Source organism: Nostoc sp. (assembly GCF_036917315.1).
Classification (GTDB): Bacteria; Cyanobacteriota; Cyanobacteriia; order Cyanobacteriales; family Nostocaceae; genus Nostoc.
This window is the reverse complement of record NZ_JBALDR010000039.1, coordinates 1-16,850: the sequence shown is the minus strand read 5'-3', so window position 1 is coordinate 16,850 and position 16,850 is coordinate 1. Positions and strand designations below refer to the sequence as shown.

12 protein-coding genes and 1 pseudogene are annotated in these 16,850 nt (G+C 43.0%); 7 read left to right on the top strand and 6 right to left on the bottom strand.

Annotated elements, in window-relative coordinates; translation table 11 throughout:
- Window positions 1-278: 278 nt before the first annotated feature.
- From V7K84_RS17190 to V7K84_RS17180, 3 genes are all read right to left on the bottom strand, one after another.
- Window positions 279-2,513: a molybdopterin oxidoreductase family protein gene (locus tag V7K84_RS17190; RefSeq protein WP_334839764.1), complete on the bottom strand. Its 2,235-nt coding sequence runs from the start codon at window positions 2,511-2,513 to the stop codon at window positions 279-281.
- A gap of 238 nt (window positions 2,514-2,751) precedes the next feature.
- Window positions 2,752-4,254, bottom strand: a complete 1,503-nt coding sequence (locus V7K84_RS17185; protein ID WP_334839763.1) for a NarK family nitrate/nitrite MFS transporter — start codon at window positions 4,252-4,254, stop codon at window positions 2,752-2,754.
- Window positions 4,255-4,526: 272 nt separating this feature from the next.
- The gene (locus tag V7K84_RS17180; RefSeq protein ID WP_334839760.1) at window positions 4,527-6,152 is read right to left on the bottom strand and encodes a ferredoxin--nitrite reductase; all 1,626 of its coding nucleotides are present in this window, start codon (window positions 6,150-6,152) and stop codon (window positions 4,527-4,529) included.
- A 541-nt stretch (window positions 6,153-6,693) separates the two neighbouring features.
- Here V7K84_RS17180 and V7K84_RS17175 point away from each other — a divergent pair.
- From V7K84_RS17175 to V7K84_RS17160, 4 genes are all read left to right on the top strand, one after another.
- Window positions 6,694-7,104: a QcrA and Rieske domain-containing protein gene (locus tag V7K84_RS17175; RefSeq protein ID WP_334839759.1), complete on the top strand. Its 411-nt coding sequence runs from the start codon at window positions 6,694-6,696 to the stop codon at window positions 7,102-7,104.
- Window positions 7,105-7,177: 73 nt separating this feature from the next.
- Window positions 7,178-8,479, top strand: coding sequence for a HEAT repeat domain-containing protein (locus V7K84_RS17170; RefSeq protein ID WP_334839843.1), 1,302 nt, complete (start codon window positions 7,178-7,180; stop codon window positions 8,477-8,479).
- A 722-nt stretch (window positions 8,480-9,201) separates the two neighbouring features.
- A complete protein-coding gene (locus V7K84_RS17165; RefSeq protein WP_334839757.1) occupies window positions 9,202-10,005 on the top strand; it encodes a WGxxGxxG-CTERM domain-containing protein in 804 nt (267 codons plus the stop codon).
- A 235-nt stretch (window positions 10,006-10,240) separates the two neighbouring features.
- Window positions 10,241-11,188 carry a LysR family transcriptional regulator gene (locus tag V7K84_RS17160; RefSeq protein WP_334839755.1) on the top strand — a complete coding sequence of 316 codons (948 nt, stop codon included), beginning with the start codon at window positions 10,241-10,243 and terminating at the stop codon, window positions 11,186-11,188.
- Window positions 11,189-11,409: 221 nt separating this feature from the next.
- On the opposite strand, the gene V7K84_RS17155 is transcribed toward V7K84_RS17160, so the two are convergent.
- From V7K84_RS17155 to V7K84_RS17145, 3 genes are all read right to left on the bottom strand, one after another.
- Window positions 11,410-11,916: a hypothetical protein gene (locus V7K84_RS17155; protein ID WP_334839753.1), complete on the bottom strand. Its 507-nt coding sequence runs from the start codon at window positions 11,914-11,916 to the stop codon at window positions 11,410-11,412.
- 92 nt (window positions 11,917-12,008) lie between these two features.
- On the bottom strand, window positions 12,009-12,998 hold the full coding sequence (locus V7K84_RS17150; protein ID WP_334839751.1) for an eCIS core domain-containing protein: 990 nt from the start codon (window positions 12,996-12,998) through the stop codon (window positions 12,009-12,011).
- A 153-nt stretch (window positions 12,999-13,151) separates the two neighbouring features.
- On the bottom strand, window positions 13,152-14,411 hold the full coding sequence (locus V7K84_RS17145; protein WP_334839749.1) for a hypothetical protein: 1,260 nt from the start codon (window positions 14,409-14,411) through the stop codon (window positions 13,152-13,154).
- 193 nt (window positions 14,412-14,604) lie between these two features.
- Here V7K84_RS17145 and V7K84_RS17140 point away from each other — a divergent pair, with 193 nt between their 5' ends.
- The 3 genes and pseudogenes from V7K84_RS17140 to V7K84_RS17130 form a co-directional block, all read left to right on the top strand.
- The gene (locus V7K84_RS17140; RefSeq protein WP_334839747.1) at window positions 14,605-14,844 is read left to right on the top strand and encodes a hypothetical protein; all 240 of its coding nucleotides are present in this window, start codon (window positions 14,605-14,607) and stop codon (window positions 14,842-14,844) included.
- Window positions 14,844-15,368, top strand: a complete 525-nt coding sequence (locus tag V7K84_RS17135) for a phage tail protein (protein ID WP_334839746.1) — start codon at window positions 14,844-14,846, stop codon at window positions 15,366-15,368. Before V7K84_RS17140 ends, V7K84_RS17135 begins: the two co-directional genes overlap by 1 nt.
- Window positions 15,369-15,391: 23 nt before the next feature.
- Window positions 15,392-16,850 (top strand): annotated as a pseudogene (locus tag V7K84_RS17130) (hypothetical protein); the annotation flags it as partial.

Sequence of the window (16,850 nt, the reverse complement as noted above, 5' to 3'; positions counted from 1 at the left end):
TTGTCGAGAACCGCTATATAGATAAATCTAGAGGATTCAAAAAAGATTACTTGCTGATTTTCTGTAAGTTTTCTATCTTTGTTTTATTCTTTATCCATAACTAAAACAAACTCTAGTAAAACCTTTTATTGCTAGAATTTTACCTCTTTAGATATAGTAATTGGTAACAGTCAAAATTAGAGAGTTATAAAAAATGATAATAACTATTGACTATTGATTATTGACGAAATTACCTATTGCTGGTTGTAAATTAACACTTTCGAGCTACATTTAGCAGCTTACCATTGTGAAGACTGGAGTTGATAATCTTTGATGGGAACTTCTACCGAAATTGGTGTTAGCTGCACAGCACAGGCTTTTAATTCTGGTTGCAGCGAATCGGGGCAAGATTCTGGATGGGTGAGGGCGTTAGCTTCGGCATTGTCTGCCCACAGCGAACCCCAGTGCATGGGGACAAAAACTGTACCAGGCGCGATCGCTTTTGTCACTTTAGCAGGAAACTTCGCTTTACCCCGACGCGATCGCACTTCTATATACATACTATCGACAATACCCAACCGAGCAGCATCACGGGGATGAATTTCGATAAACGGTTCGGGATGCATTTTGCAAATTTTTTCAATTCGACCTGTGCGTGTCTGCGTATGCCAGTGTCCGTAAAGTCGTCCATTCGTTAGCACAAACGGATAATCTGGGTCTGGCGGTTCTGCCAATCCTTTGGAGTAATATGCCCCGAATCGAGCGCGTCCATCAGGGGTGTGGAAGCGCAAGTTAGTGTATAGTCTTTTCCCAGAGCAATTGGCAGATGCTTCTCCCCCTGCTCCCCCTGCTTCCCCTGCTCCTCTGCTCCCCCTGCTCTCTTCTGGGTGAGGCCATTGAGTAGGCCCTTCTGTCTGTAATTGCGCGTGACTCAGACCTGTCATATCGCAGGGGCGATTTTTAGTTAGTTTGACAAACTCAGCGTAAACTTCAGCAGAGTTAGCAAAGGCAAATTCTTTCTCAAAACCTAATCTACGTCCAACTTCGGCAAAAATTTCCCAATCGGCTTTAGCTTCTCTTGGTGGTTGACGAAATGCCGAACACAGAGTTACCACCCGTTCGGAGTTTGTCATCACGCCAGTTTTTTCACCCCACTGGGCAGCTGGTAGTAGAACGTGAGCGTAGGCAGAGGTTTCTGTGGGATAATATGCGTCTTGGTAAATGGTGAAAGGCGATCGCAACAATGCCTTTTTAGTCCGCTCTAAATCTGGCATACTTACAGCTGGGTTGGTAGCTGCAATCCACAATAACTCTACAGCATCATTTTCCAACCCAGTAATCATATCCCAAGCAGTCAAACCGGGATTGGGCGAAATCTGTCCCGGCTGGAGTCCCCAAAATTCTTCAACTTCTGCACGGTGCTGCGGATTTTTCACCGCCCGATAACCCGGTAATAAATGCGCCAAGCCTCCGGCTTCCCGTCCTCCCATCGCGTTCGGTTGACCAGTGAGGGAAAAAGGGCCAGCTCCAGGTTTGCCAATCTGTCCAGTCATCAGGTGCAGGTTAATAATCGTTCTTACTTTAGCCGTCCCTTCTGAGGATTGATTCACACCCATTGACCACAAAGACAGTACGCGCTGCGATTGACCCCAGTAACGGGCTGCTGTTTCTAAATCTTCAATACCGATCCCACATTGACGAGCTACTACTTCCGGCGGATAGTGGCGAATAACCTCAGCATAAGCGGGAAAGTTGCTGGTGCAGTCGTCCATGAACATCGTATCAATGTAGTTCCAGCGCATCAACAAATGGGCGATGCCGTTCAATAAGTCGATATCTGTACCGGGACGAATGGCTAAATGCAAATCGGCGGCTTCTGCGGTTGGTGTGCGCCGGGGATCGACCACAATCATTTTGACTTTGCGGTTCTTTTTGTGATATTTTTCTAGACGGTTGAAAACGATGGGGTGACATTCGGCTGTATTGGTACCAATTAAAAATGCACAGTCGGTTAACTCCAAGTCTTCGTAACAGCATGGGGGCCCATCTGAGCCAAAGCTTTGAATATACCCAGCCACAGCACTAGACATACATAAACGAGAGTTGGCATCAAAATTATTAGTACCCAGACAGCCTTTCATGAGTTTCTGGGCGATGTAATAATCCTCGGTTTGAAACTGACCGGAACCATACATACATAAGGCTTCTGGCCCTTGGGTGAAGCGTACAGTTTGAATGCGTTTGGCGATCAGATCGAAAGCTTCATCCCAACTAACGCGGCGAAACTCTCGATCTAAGGAGTCTCGCACCATTGGGTAATGTAATCTATTTTTATCTAAAGATTCTGCGATCGTTGCGCCTTTGACGCAAACCATTCCCTGACTGGATGGATGGGTTTTATCGCCGCGCACCCGCCAAGTTGGATTTCCTTGGCTATCTCGATTAGTTGCTTTGCCAAGTTGGGCTGGGGGTGAAACTTCTAGTCCACAGCCAACACCACAGTAGGGACAAAGGGTTTTGGTAAATTCACTCATGGCTAGCGACAGGTTGAGAAATTTGTGTGTAATGTAAAAACTCTTTTAAATTTTTATTCCTTGGCGTCCTTGGCGTCTTGGCGGTTCGTTTTTCATAAATTTTTTTTAACGAACCGCCAAGGACGCCAAGAGCGCAGAGAGAAAAAATTTCATGAATTAGGATTGCTATGGAAGGATGAAGTGTAAAGTTCTTTAATTCAGATTTGATAGTGAATTTTTTACTTCATCCTTGAATTGATTATTCTTCAGTTAATAAAATAGGGTTTTTCGTTGCGGTTTCTGGTAATTCACCTTCAAATGTAGCGGCAAAGGAACCTTTTGGTTCTTTGAGGAAGAAGGCACACATAAAAGCACAGACTAGTGCAGCTATACCCATTGTGGAAAATAGCGTTGGAGCGTCAGTTAAGCTGAAAATTGTCAGGTAAACTACGCCGCCAAAATTACCGTAAGCTCCCACATTTCCAGCAATTTGTCCAGTGGCTTCTTTCTTAATTAGGGGGACGATGCTGTAGGTTGCACCGCAGCCAGCTTGGGCAAAGTAGGCGGCTAACATTGTGACTGCGATCGCTACTGGAATCGGCCAGCTACTACTAATAAAATGTGCCATCAAATAACTAACACCAATGCCAACACTAATAATTGTCATTGTCCACTTACGTGAGTTAAATTTATCAGAAATTAAGCCACCACTAGGACGAGAAATCAAATTTAAGAACGGATAGGTAGCGGCAATCATCCCAGCGGCAACATGTTCTAAAGCAAAGGTTTTTTCAAAGAATGCCGGGAGCATGGACACGGCTGCCAATTCGCTACCAAAGTTAGTTATATAAGTGAATTCGAGTAAGGCTACTTGACCAAATTGGAAGCGTTCGGATGGAGCGTAAGTTTTCTTGCCAATTAAAAGTTCTCGGTTTACTTGCCAAGCTTTGTAACTTTGGTAAGCAAATAATCCTGCTAATAGTAACCAAGTCAGATACATTTGGCTCAAAGTTAGGAAGTGAATGTTTTTTTGTTCCAGACGCCAAGCCAATAAACCCAAGGCGAAAATTAAACCAAAATTTGAGACAATCATCGCCCAGAAGCTTTTAATGCTGGTTACTTCTAGAGAACCATTTTTCTTAGGTTTTTTGTAGACTTTACCTGTGGGCGTATCTTGGACGTTGTTGTAATAAATTACGCCGTAGATAGCTGCAATAATCCCTGTAAATGCGATCGCAAATCGCCAGTTAGAAGCACCACCAGCGAGAAAGCTCGTAGAAACTGCAATCATCGGTAAGGCAAATTCTGCGCCAAAAGCCCCAAAGTTGCCCCAACCGCCATAAATACCTTGAGCAATTCCCATCTCCTTCGGCTGGAACCATTCGGACACCATACGGATACCCACAACAAACCCAGATCCGACAATTCCCATCAGCAAACGGCTGATGACTAGTTGATTAAAGTCTTGCGCTAGCGCCGTCGCTAAACAAGGAACAACCGCAAACATTAGCAGCATTGAGTAGGTGATTCTGGGGCCAAAACGATCCAGAAGCATCCCAATAATTAGTCGTGCGGGAATTGTCAGAGCAAGGTTACAGATGCCTAAAGTTTTGATTTGCTCAGGCGCTAGATGTAGTTCTCTGCCAATGGTTGTAGCGAAGGGGGCAAAGTTAAACCAACAAACAAAGGTGAGAAAGAAAGCAAACCAAGTCTGATGTAAGATGCGGTAGCGATCGCTGAATGAAAATAATTGTTTAAGCATTCCAATCTTTCTAATTGAATAAAATACGGTGAAGAGGTACGAGAAGATGAGCCTTTAAGGTCGAAGGTTAAGCCTTTAAGGTCGAAGGTTAAGTCTTTAAGTTTGAAGGTTAAGTCTTTAAGGTCGAAGATTAAGCCTTTAAGGTCGAAGGTTAAGTCTTTAAGTTTGAAGATTAAGCCTTTAAGGTCGAAGGTTAAGCCTTTAAGGTTGAAGGTTAAGCCTTTAAGTTTGAAGTATGAGTTTTGCCCAATGCCGAATACCCCCGATAGGTACTAGCAGTTACCAACTAGTAAGGCTTCTTGCTTGAGTTTTGCGCCAAAGCTGTTGATGAGTAAGTCTTGTAATATTGGGTGCAAGTCTTCGCATGGTATGCCTTTGATGATGCAAGTTCCCAAATGGGCATCTTTGCCAACTTTGCCGCCCATATATATGTCAACACCTTCCAAGGTTTTGCCATTTTTGCGAGTTTTAGTTCCCATCAAGCCGATGTCTGCAACTTGGGGTTGTCCGCAGGAGTTGGGGCAACCTGTCCAGTGAATTCGCACTGGTTTAGTGAAGGTTAACTCTTCTTCTAAGACTTTAATCATTGCCAGGGCGCGATTTTTGGTTTCAATGAGGGCAAAGTTGCAAAATTGTGCGCCCGTGCAAGATACTAGCGATCGCGTCAGCAAACCTGGATCGATAGAAAATCTTTCCAGTAAAGGCTCTGTTAAAAATGTTGCTAAACGCGAATCAGCAATGTTGGGTATAACAATGTTTTGCTCAACTGTGAAACGGATTTCGCCAGTGCCGTAAACTTCTGCTAGACGAGCGATTTCAAACATATCTTCGGCATACAACCGACCAACAGGAATGTTCAAACCTGCGTAATTTAATCCTGCTTGTTTTTGTTTATATACCCCAATGTGGTCGCGTTTTTCCCAGTCGATTTCGTCTTTAGGTGCTGCGGGTAATAATGATTTACCCAAACGGCTTTCTACTTCTGCTCGAAACTTATCTAAACCCCATTCATCGATTAGCCACATCAAGCGCGATTTTTGCCGATTAGCACGTGGCCCACGATCGCGAAATACTTCCAAAACCGCTCTACATACAGCTACCACATCTTCTGGAGCCACCCAAGCATTCAGAGGAATCGCCGCCTCACAACGTTTAGCAGAGAAAAAGCCACCGACTAAAACGTTAAACCCGAAAATTTTGTCGTGGGAATGCTCCCCTGCTCCCCTGCTCCCCTGCTCCTCTGCTCCTCTGCTCCCCTGCTCCCCTGCTTCTTTAAATGCTGGCACAAAAGCCAAATCGTTAATTTCAGCGTGAACCGAATTGTCTCGTCCACCTGCGATCGCAATATTAAACTTCCGTGGTAAGTTGCTAAATTCTGGGTTTCCTTCCCCTTTGTTGGTGAGCATATCTTGAATTTGCTGTACCAACTCTCGCGTATCGTACAACTCATCTGCATCTAACCCCGCCACAGGATCGCCTGTAATATTGCGGACGTTATCCATTCCTGACTGCACAGTGGTTAAACCAACTGCGTGAAATCTATTAAAGATATCTGGTAAATCTTCAATCCTAATCCCCCGTAATTGAATATTCTGTCTGGTAGTAATATCAGCGCAACCATCATCACCGTAACGCTGCACTACTTGGGCCAAAACACGCATCTGGCTGCTAGTAAGAATACCGTTAGGCATCCGCAACCGCATCATAAACTTGCCTGGAGTCACTGGGCGAAAAAACACGCCTACCCATTTGAGTCGATGATCGCGATCTGTTTCGTTCATCGCCTCCCAACCCAAAGCGGCAAATTTCTCTATCTCACTCTTGATGGCGAGTCCATCTTTTTCTGCTTTTAATTTCTCAAACTTATTAAGGTTAGTGGTAGTTGCTGTGTCTGTCATGAGGCTGAATCTCGTTGCAAATTACTGATATAATCGGGAACTGTGGTCGTAATTTCCCAATACCAATGAATCCGTAGTTACATCAGGTGCTGTATCTACGAGGGTTAGGGAATAAAAACTTAATATTTAACTACGGCTGATTATTTTTACTCAAGAACATTCCTACGCGAAACTTCAAATCCGTGGTTAGTTAAAGGGAACTTGTGGCCATTTACATCTTGGGAATTTGTCAAGCAGGTTTAGATAATGTTCATGTAACAATTTCGATACTCATAACTTAAGATGATATTTTTGTTAAAATCGTATAAATTGTTACGTTTTTTGGGAAAATCTCCAAAAAATGCATGAATAATATGCATTTTTTACATTAAAGTCACCAATGAACGATGTAGAACGCTTAATCAACGGTATTTGAGATGAGTGAAGCAATTTTGGATCGCCATAGATTCATCCCAAATCGTTCGACTGAGCGTAGCCGAAGTCTAAAATCCAAAATTGAATTGCAGATGTTAGCTAAAACTTAGATATTATTTCAGCAGCTATGAAACGTCGTGACTTTATTAATTGGGTAGGTTTGGGTTGGATTGCGACTTCTCTACCTGTAGCGATCGCAGCTTGTTCTTCTCAAACAACTCCAGTATCTAAAGATTGGCAAACAGTAGGTACATCGGCAGAATTAGATAAAACAGGTCAATTGTTGGCAAAAAACTCACCTGCTGGGCCTGTGTTGGTAGTCGGCACATCTAAAGCCGGAATAACTGCTGTTGATCCTACCTGTACTCACGCAGGTTGCACTGTAGCATGGAAAGCTGATGCCAAAAAATTCACTTGTCCCTGTCATGGTTCGGAATTTGGGGCTGACGGTAAAGTGCAAAAAGGGCCAGCGACAGATCCACTGAAAACTTACGCCGCCAAAATTGAGGGTAATGCGGTTGTGGTTAAGCCGAGCTAATGGAGGCAGGGAGCAGGGAGCAGGGAGCAGGGAGCAGGGAGTAGGGAGCAGGAGATGATAATTAAAGCAAGATATTGTGAGTAACATCAAACAGCTTTTGGTACAAGCCGAGGCAGCACATAATGCCGCTGATTGGTCATCACTAATTCAATATTTGCAACAGTTAATTTTAGGGGCAGACTCGGAACATCCAGAGATAGTTAAAAATCGAGAATATCTCCTGAAATTCACACTTTCCATGTTAGAAATCGGGGATTTTCAGCAACGCTGGGAAATCACCAAAGTATTGACTAACTTAGGAAATATTGCCATCCCACCTCTGGTTGAAATATTAGAAGATGAAGACGCAGAAGAAGAATTGCGCTGGTATGCAGCAAGAACTTTGGGCGAATTTAAACACCCAGAAGCGATCGCGTCAATAGTTGAATTGTTGAAAAATGATCGGGATGAAGAACTCAAAGCGATCGCAGCTACAGCACTGGGACAAATGGGTACTGTTGCGATTACTTCACTAACTGAACTTCTATTAGACGAAAATACACGATTGTTAGCAGTGCGATCGCTTTGTTGTATTCGGCAACCAGAAACCATCACGCCGCTGTTAAGTGTAGTGCAAGATCCACAAGCAGCAATCCGCGCCGCCGCAATTGAAGCCCTTGGAAGTTTTGATGACGAACGCGTACCCCCAGTATTGTTAAAAGCTTTGGATGATACAGCCGCCACAGTCAGGCGTGCAGCAGTGCTTGGTTTAGGTTTTCGCCCCGACTTATACCAAGCATTAGATTTAATAACGAGACTGCAACCCAAACTTTACGACTTTAACCTTGATGTTTGTTGTGCAGCCGCAGTTACCCTTTCTCGGATTGGTAGTGATGACGCTGCCAAACACTTATTTGATTTGCTGATTTCACCCCAGACACCGATAACGCTGCAATTAGAAACCATCCGCGCTTTAAGTTGGGTGGGGGCGTTATCGAGTTTGGAATATTTGCAAACCGCACTGAATCAAAGTACATCAGAAACAGTATGGCAAGAAATTGTCACAGTTTTGGGACGAGTCCAAAAACCGCAGTTAACTACACCAGCGACAGAAATCTTACTGCAAATACTGCTAACGCAACATCCAGCCACAGAGATTGCTAGCATCAAAAGTGCGATCGCCTTGTCTTTAGGAGAGTTAGGCAAAATGCAAGCGATTGAACCATTGATTTTGCTGCTAGGCGATTCTAATGCATCGGTGAGACTACATGCGATCGCAGCACTGAAAAATCTGGATAGGGAAGCTACACATCAACAATTGCAGCAGTTAGCAAATAATGACGCAATCACACCAGATTTAAAACAAGGAATAGCGATCGCTTTAGCCGAATGGTAAATTTCAGTGTCAACTTTTAATCGCGTAGCGTCTCGTTAGCGCGATCGCTGAGCGGAGTCGTACCACTTGCCTACGGCACGCTGCGCGAACGTGGAAGCAAGCTACGCGCAGCGTCTCGTAGAGAAGTACAGCCTTTCGTAGAGAACAGAGGACTAAAATCCTTGCTACAAACGTTTAATTATTTATGCCGTCCTACTTAACTGACAATAAAAGTATTCCTTAAGTCTAAAGCAAGACACATCTGGAGTATGAAGTTATAAGTTCTCAGGTGAAATAATATTGTGAAGTATTCTTAATAGAGTCTCAACTGCTAGCAGCATTTAGCTGTGTAAAGTTTTTAGTTAAGTAAAAGTCTGGCGAAAAACTAACACTGATGCTATCTAACAGGAACAAAATAATTCACAATAAGTAATTAAATAAAATGGCATGAATAGAAGTAAATACAATATTTAGTTTCTATTTTTCTGAACAAGCGAGTTTGTTCGTAGGTTCTTAATCCTGAAATAGTAATTACTGATTATGAGTTATTTTGCTTAATGTGACGAATAGTAAGTTGTTGTGAGATTTTCAAATTCTTTCGACTTTTCCAGAAGAAGCTAAGTAAAACACTCTTCAATGTATCTTGTCAGAATTTACCTAATTTAGCAGTGGATTGAAGAGATAATATTGCTTTTGTAAATCAATTAACCACACAAATCTAGAACATAAAAGGAACCATAAGCATGAAGCCTTTCGATTTATATAAAGCTGTTTTAGCTACTGTCTTTGCCATCAGTTTCGCCTCTGTTTCCTTACCTCCTTCAGTTTCTGCCCAAAGTGGAGGCTCTGGCAGTGGTGGCAGTAGCTCAGGTACTGGTACAGGCACTGGAACTGGAACTGGAACAACAGGCACTGGAACTGGAACTGGAACTGGAACTACAGGTACTGGCACTGGAACTACAGGTACTGGCACTGGAACTGGAACAACGGGCACTGGCACTGGAACTGGAACAACGGGCACTGGAACTGGAACTGGAACTACAGGTACTGGAACTGGAACTGGAACAACAGGTACTGGAACTGGAACAACGGGCACTGGAACTGGAACAACGGGCACTGGAACTGGAACAACGGGCACTGGAACTGGAACAACGGGCACTGGAACTACAGGTACTGGAACCACAGGTACTGGCACAACAGGCACAGGTACTGGCACAACAGGTACTGGCACAACAGGTACTGGCACAACAGGTACTGATACCACAGGAACTGGCACAACAGGTACTGGAACAGGCACTGATACCACAGGAACTGGCACAACAGGTACTGGTACAACGGGCACTGATACCACAGGCACGGGCACTGATGCCACAGGTACTAACAGAAATACAGGCGTCACAACTTCCGAAAGAACTACCGATCGCGGTTTCAATTTGGGTTGGCTAGGTTTGCTAGGTTTAGCTGGTTTAGCTGGACTACGTAAGCGCGAAAAAGTCCGGGCTTATAGCGATCCTGATGAAGTAGCAGGTTCTCGCTCCAGAAAATAAATAGTATTCACCACACTTTAGGAGGGCACAAACATCGTTTGTGCCCTCTATTATTTTTTTTGGCGAAATTTACCGAAAAAATCGGTGCAAAGCGGTTAATTGACAACAAAGGCGGTCAAATCTGATTTACTTAAATGTCAATCGGAGAAAAAAAGCTGTAACAAACTCTACTAAATTGTGGATAAAAATCCGTTAACTTAATAAAACTGATAAATGTAATTCAGGCTACATAAAAATGCGCCTAGAGCAGTTGCAAGCCTTTCTAGCGATCGCCCAAACCGGCAGCTTTCAACAAGCAGCGCGAACATCTGGTGTTACCCAATCGACGATTAGTCGCCAAATCCAAGCATTAGAAGCAGATTTGGGGATAGAACTGTTTCACAGAAGCACTCATGCCAAGCTAACGCTAGGAGGTGAACGTTTGTTACCCCGCGTCCGCAAAATTTGCCAAGAGTGGCAGACTGCTACAGAAGAATTAGCCGATTTAATTGCCGGAAAGCAACCAGAACTTTGCGTTGCCGTGATTCACTCTCTATGTGGATCTTACTTACCACCAGTGTTGCAAAAATTTTGTCATGATTATCCAGATGTGCAATTGCGAGTGACTTCATTGGGGAGCGATCGCGCCCTGAAAGTCCTCAAAGATGGGTTGGTAGATTTAGCAATTGTGATGAATAATCGCTTTTTAACTACCAGTAGAGAAATGGTGGTAGAAGTACTTTATGATGAACCTATAGAAGTTTTAACCGCAGCCAATCATCCCCTGGCACAATATGAATTCATCCCTTGGTCGGAGCTAATTCGTTATCCCCAAGTGGTTTTTAAAGATGGCTATGGGATGCAACGCTTAATCCAAGATAGATTTGAGCGCATGGAAGCTACACTCCAGTCGGCTTTAGAGGTAAATACCCTAGATGCCTTCCGGGGAGTCGTGCGCCAAGGGAAATTGATAGCTTTGCTACCTCAATCAGCATTACTGGAAGCTCGTCTTGACCCCACCCTGGCGATTCGTTCTTTAGCCAGCAATAATACTGGTGGTTTAGCAGATGGTTCGAGTTTGACACGTCGGGTAGTTATGGTGACAACTCAAGACCGTCTGCAAATTCCCCCCATCAAACATTTTTGGCAACTAGTGCGGGAAAATATTCCACTGCAAATTGACCAGCAGCGATCGGCTTCTTAAGCGTTATTAGTCATTAGACCTCTTACAAAAATCCTTGAATCACCCCTCCCCGTATGTATTGGGGAGGGGGCAAGATTTCAAGTTTCCCCCCGATACTTTGGGGGGATAAAGGGAGGTCTATTCGACTTATGCAAGAGGTCTATTATTCAAGGGTCTTTAATTTCTGATGGGACTTTTGCAAGATAATTAATAGTTTATAAAAACTAATTGTGCCGTAGTTCTTAGCCAGCCCTGAGTCTTGTTGGGATAAACTCATGCTCTACGATCTTGTTATTCTCGCACGTTAGTCGCTGCACACCAGTTAGCCACTGTTGCGACCCCTGTAACCCGATTTTGAACTTAACAGTGCGGGATTTATACTCTTGTGTGATTGTGATCTGCGGCGGATCGAGAAATCTTGCCGTGAGCGACTTACCTGGATCTATAATCATGCCCTGAGTTCCGAGTGCGTAGCTACGGAAAGTATTAGAATTTGGCCTGTTTGCGTACTGATCCAGCGATTCTGTTTCTGTAGTTCTATTGCCGCCGTTGTCTGTCGTAATCTTTGTTATTTCCTCAAAATATTCCAATGGTGGCGGTGTCAAAAGGCGCAATCTTTTCTGCGATTTGTTGTACCATCTGATATTTATATATAAATTATGCCCAAATTGCCTGTCCGTTATGATATCGCTAGGCTGCATCGTCAAGATATCTAACTCCAAGTATTTTTTCCAGTCCTCCCCGTTCACCTCTATTTCTTCTATTTCATCGCCACTGCGATCTCTATCGCCACTGTCTTTGGAAAAGAATTTTTTTAGCTTTTCAAAAGGGTTACGCTGGATTACTGGTTGATACCCAGAAGGGGAGTTAAAAAGGGCTTTGGCTTGGGGATCTTGTTTTTTTTTATCTCCTGGTCAGGAAGCAATTTACGCCCAAGCGCACTGCCATTTTGTTGGACAACGTGAGTTAACTCATGGGCAAGTAATTCCTTCCCTCCATGACTCTCTGGAGCATATTCTCCTTGACGGAAGAAGATATCCTGCCCTGTAGTGAAGGCGCGAGCTTGGATAGATTGGTTGAGTTGGTCAGAGCGGTTATCTGTGTGGATTTTGACAGCGCTGAAGTCAGTTCCAAAAGCTTGCTCCATTGGTTGGCGGATATCGTCTGAGAGTGGCTGTCCGCTTCCCCGTTCCTGTTGGATTGAAGTTTCCAGGTCAGATGTGGCTGCAACTCCACCACCCTGACGTTGCAGCGAAATATTGGTATCTGCCAGAGATTTCATTTGTAATTCTTCTTCTTCCTCTGGTAATGCTTCCCGTTGTAGTGAAATACTGGTATCCGCCAGAGATTTCATTTGTAATTCTTCTTCTTCCTCTGGTAATGCTTCCCGTTGTAGTGAAATATTGGTATCCGCCAGAGATTTCATTTGTAATTCTTCTTCTTCCTCTGGCAACGCTTCCCGTTGCAGCGAAATATTGGTATCTGCCAGAGATTTCATTTGTAATTCTTCTTCTTCCTCTGGTAACGCTTCTCGTTGCACAGACTGTTTACTAACAGGCTCACTCATCGTCTGCATCACCTGCTGTGCTACATTATCAGCTTCCTGCTCGTAAACATCTCCTGGCTGGTTAACAGTGAGTTTTGTTTGGGGACGTAATGATATACGACTAATGTCATGCATTAGTGGTTTGTTGAAGGGTTGCACCGATGGAACTGCTTGGGACGAAGCAGCAGGGGAGTCTAAACCAAAACCACGCGTCGGTTGTTTGAGTGCAGGTATTGAGAAGGAAGCAGTGGTTGCTTTTTTGGGCTGACTTACGCGTTCTCTCATGTACTTCTCCTGATGCCCGATCAGTCGGTGGATAAATATCTATGCTAGTTGATATCTTTAATTAGAGTACAGCGATCGCACTTTTAATACAATTCATCGAAAGTCTAAATTTTCGCCAACCCAATTTTTATAGTATCGGGCGATCGCACGTATTCAAGTTGAAGCTTCAGCAGGCGCATTATCTATCAGCCATGCCTCACCTGCTTTTTCACTGCTGCTATATCCCGTTGTATAGCCCCAAGGTGCTGCCGATACGCCCATAGCAATTAAGATACTTGGCACCAGCTTTTCATCTAATTCAGCAACCTGGAATTCGTTCTTTAGTTTCTCCAAGATAAATTGTCGTGGATATTCTGGCATCATACTTAAGATATCCCGACTCTTCTTCATTTCTTTCCAAATCCGATTGAAAGCAAACTTTTGACCAAGCTCGTTCCATTGCTCTTTACGTTTTCCATACTCTGCCTGAGCAGCAGCCAATCTTGTTTTGAGATCCGCTTCGCTGATTCCGCCCTTATTGTCTTTATTTTGTTGCATGAAGGCTAAAGTGCCAAGATCAAGAGAAGGATAGGTAACTTCTGCAAAATTGCTAACTTTTAAAGACCAATTATCCTTCGTGTAAATATGGTCAACACTATCTGAGGCTGTTAAGTCTAGCCATGCAATATAGTTGCTTCCTTTTTTTAACCGCAAAACTAAATCAGGACGGGTTCCACCCACCGTTACCTGTGTATCCACTGAATACTCTCCAGATATGTTGGGATGAAACTCCGAGTTTGAGTCACTCACTAATGATTCGATTACATATCCAAAGGCTGCTGCCATCAACTTCGGGCGCTTTTGCGATAAATGTTCATTCCACTTTTGAACCCAAAGTTTGGTATAACCGTTCAACTCCCCATAAGCTCCTAAACTAGGTACGGTGATTGCATAGTTATATGCCTTTTGAACAGTTTCATTATAGGCTGTGAAGAAAGCCTTAGATGCCTCGGCGCTTGTTGGATCGGATTTGTCATAGGTCGCATTTTCGATATCTCGCTGGATTATAGGTTCTCTTTTTTCGCTACCTATCATTAACATCGGCGATCGCTGCACCATCGGCTTCATCTGTAATTCTTCCTCATCCTCTGGCGCTTGTTGTCGTTGTATGTCCAGAGATTTTATCTGCTGTGCTACGCTATCGGCTTCCTGTTCGTAAATGTCTCCAGGCTGGCTAATTGAGAGTTTTGCTTGGGTATGAAGTGGTATGCGACTGATATCGTGAGTCAGTGGTTTATGGAGTGGTTGTATTTTTGGAACCGCTTGGCGTGAAATTGCCGACGGCTCCAAATCAAAGCCGCGTGTCGGGTGTTTCAGGGATGGAATTGAGAAGCCTGTAGTAGTTTTTTTCTCTCGGCTGACGTGTTCTCTCATTTTCTTTTCCTGGTTGCCCAAGCAGTAGCTAGATAAATATTTTACTGTTACTCACAATTTAGAGTACTGCGATCGCACTTCCAAGACAATTCACCCAAAGTCTAAATCCAGGCAAAAACTAAGTTCGACTTTTGGCTACTTTTGATTCTGATGCAGTACCTTTAGCCTTGATTTAGGGAGAGTTTTTTTATTTATGGATTCAAATCAGCAACAAAATTTTTTCACATTTGATGGAGATGTTGGCGGTGCTGCTGGATACGCCGGGGTTTCGGCGGCATCTGATGCTAGCAAGGCGGCTAAAACGGCAAGTAAATATCTCAACGACTCAAGGCTGATGAACCAGCTTACAGAACGCGTATATAAACTTTTACTAGAAGATATGCGATCGCAGCGCGAAAGGCTAGGTAATTATAATTCTCAAAGGTGGTTGTGATGGCTACAGGCGCTAATAATGGCAACATTACTCACGAATTAAATTATGTCACTACTAATCGTTTCTATGTAGAAATAGACAGTTCTATTGCTGCATCTTTTGCGGAATGTACAGGATTAAGTATTCAAATTAAGAAAAATGTTTTTCAGGAAGGTGGTGTCAACGACCAACAAAGAATTTATTTAGGTCATACAGAATTTGCAGACATCACTCTTAAACGTGGAGTTACCGACCATCCAGGTTTTTGGAACTGGATGAATGCAGTTTTTGATGAAAAAAAGAAAACATCTCGACGCAATGTCAATATTTTGATTTTCAATCAAGCCGGTGAAACGATGATGAGTTGGACTTTGATTGGTGCTATTCCTATAACCTGGAAAACACCTGCACTCCAAGCAGATGGTAAGGCTGTTGCCATTGAAGAATTAACTTTAGCTTATGAGGGTTTACAAGTTGCAAGGTCTACAGGAGGAGGCACTTCTGTACAACGGAATCAAAAAAGTGGATATTTCGTTTCTAGCTAATTGGCTATTTTTCAACGATAACTATGCAATTTATTCAATCTCCACTAGGAAACAATATTCATCCCCTTGGGGTAATATCATCTTTATCTACTCCTGATAGAATGGTATTGAGAAAACAGTCTCATTCTCTGCATTCACGAAGTAATTTTCTTAGTCCTATACAAACGAAACTACCATTAGTTACATCGTCTAAATTTTTCTTATCTCGTGAACAGGAACCATCAATACAACCATTAATAGGTTGGGATAATCAAGATATAAATAGTGATTTACCATTATTTGAATCTGATTCTTTTGATTCAATAGCTCTATCCGAAACTAGTCATGTTAATAATAGTGAGCTAGTAAAAGATAGTATTCCAGAGATACTGGCAAATCGAATTGATAAAAAAACGAGTGATGATACCTCGCAACAACTAAGTATTAAAAGTAAATCTAAATCAAAAAAAATAAATAAATCTCAAAAGCCACTTGAGAAAAAATCTAAATCCAAATCTAAAAAAGCAGTCAAATCATCTGTGGCTAAGAATATTATTCAAAGTAATGTTACTATTAATGGTCAAGAAGATAGCTTATTAGCCTCAAATGAAGCTCTGTCTGTTGAGGCTAATTTGGAAATACCCACATTGCAACTGGATAATGCTGTTGTTGATAATTCTCTAGCTTTGCCGTCAGCGCTTACCTCACCCGATCTTGATGATACACCTACTTTACTCCATCCTTTTGCGAATGATGAAAATACTGTAGGAGAGTATATTGCTGTACCTAATTCTGAGTCTTACGTTGCAAAAAATCCTATTGTAATACAACAAGAAATTGATTCCAATGTTTCAAGTGAGACTCTAGCTAATATACCTATTCAGTTAACACCTACCTTAGCCGATATTGAAGACACACCTAATTTATTCAGAAACTCTGATAATAATGAACCGTTAGTAATTTCAGAGTCACAGTCTGCTATGGTGGTTAATGTCTCAGATGTCTCAGCAAATCTGACTTCACTACAACGTGACAGCTATCTTGAGAGTACTAATAGCGAGTTTACAGAAAGTCAGCCCATTTTAGTACCACCTGAAATTGTTGAAATACCAATAATTACCGCCATATCGCCTGAGATAGGTGAAACTGCGATCGCACCACTTTCCGTCACATCACCTGAGATTGGTGAAATACCAGCAATTAGCGCCATATCGCCTGAGATTAGTGAAACCGCGATCGCACCACTTTCCGTCACATCACCTGAGATTGGTGAAATACCAACAATTACCGCCATATCGCCTGAGATTGGTGAAACTGCGATCGCACCATTTACCGCCACATCACCTGAGATTTCTGGAACACCAACAATTACTCCTACATCATCAGAGATTGGTGAAACCGCAATCGCACCACTTTCCGTCACATCACCTGAGATTGGTGAAATACCAGCAATTAGCGCCATATCGCCTGAGATTAGTGAAACCGCGATCGCACCACTTTCCG